The following is a 916-nucleotide window of genomic DNA, read 5'->3' as shown; positions in this document are numbered from 1 at the left end:
TCGTCATACAGCGCGCGCACGGCGGTGGGCTCCTCGGGGGGATCGATGTAACCGCAACCGGCGCTGGCGCCGCCATAACGGCAGGCCAGATGGCTGTTGCGCGGCAGCGGCTGCGACAGCGCCGGCAACAACGCGGCCTGTGCCTCGGCCGGCAGCTGCAATGCCTGCAGCGCCTCGGCCGGGGCCTCCAGCTGCACGTGTTCCAAGGTCACGCGCACCGGCACCAGCCCGGTCGAACGACCGAACAGGCGTACCTCGAGTTGTTCGGTCTGGCCTTCGACCAGATCCTCGAAACCGGCCGGAACGCCGCGCGCCGCGACCAAGGGCGTGGCCAACGACAGGGCGAGCGCGACCGCCAGCCGGGTGACGGCGGGTGCGGGAGATTTCATGGGGGTGTTACCGGAAGCGGCCGGCCCGGGGAGCGGGCCGGCGCGGCAGCAGACTTAGGGCTTCTGCACCAAGGCGATGGTGACGATGCCTTCGTAGGTACCGCCCTTGGCGATCGGCGCCTGGACGGTCTGCGCGATACGCAGCGGCATCGGAATCGATGCGCCCGGCAGCGCACCATCGAACAGATCGGACGCGGCGAAATCCTGCGCGGCCACGGTCAGCGCCTTGCCGTTGAGGCTGACGGTCAGCGGCACCGGGGCGCCACTGCCATCGGTGTTGAGCAGCTGCGGCGTGCTGCCGACGCGCACTTCGATGTCCTTGTCTTCATCGTTGGAGTAGACGCGCACCTGCTGCGACCACGGCACCAGGCCACTGACCGGGTTGTGGACCATGTTGACGACCGAATCCAGTGCGGTGCCATCGGCCTTCAGCAGGGCCAGGGTCGGGTCGACGTTGGCCCAGACCTTGATGTCGGCGTCGAAGGCATGGGCGGACAGCGAAACGGTGGCCAGCGCTGCAGCGAGCG

1 protein-coding gene and 1 pseudogene are annotated in these 916 nt (G+C 69.0%); both read right to left on the bottom strand.

Going from position 1 to position 916, the window contains the following annotated elements; all coding sequences use genetic code 11:
• Positions 1-389, bottom strand: a pseudogene (locus DBR20_RS23145) (usher protein); the annotation flags it as partial.
• Between the two features lie 54 nt (positions 390-443).
• On the bottom strand, positions 444-916 hold a 473-nt coding region (locus DBR20_RS12570), incomplete at its 5' end, for a CS1 type fimbrial major subunit (protein WP_108266401.1).

It is taken from the genome of Stenotrophomonas sp. HMWF023, from assembly GCF_003060985.1.
Taxonomy (GTDB): domain Bacteria; phylum Pseudomonadota; class Gammaproteobacteria; order Xanthomonadales; family Xanthomonadaceae; genus Stenotrophomonas; species Stenotrophomonas lactitubi.
Note: the sequence above shows the minus strand (reverse complement) of the source record. Positions and strands in the feature narration are given on the sequence as shown.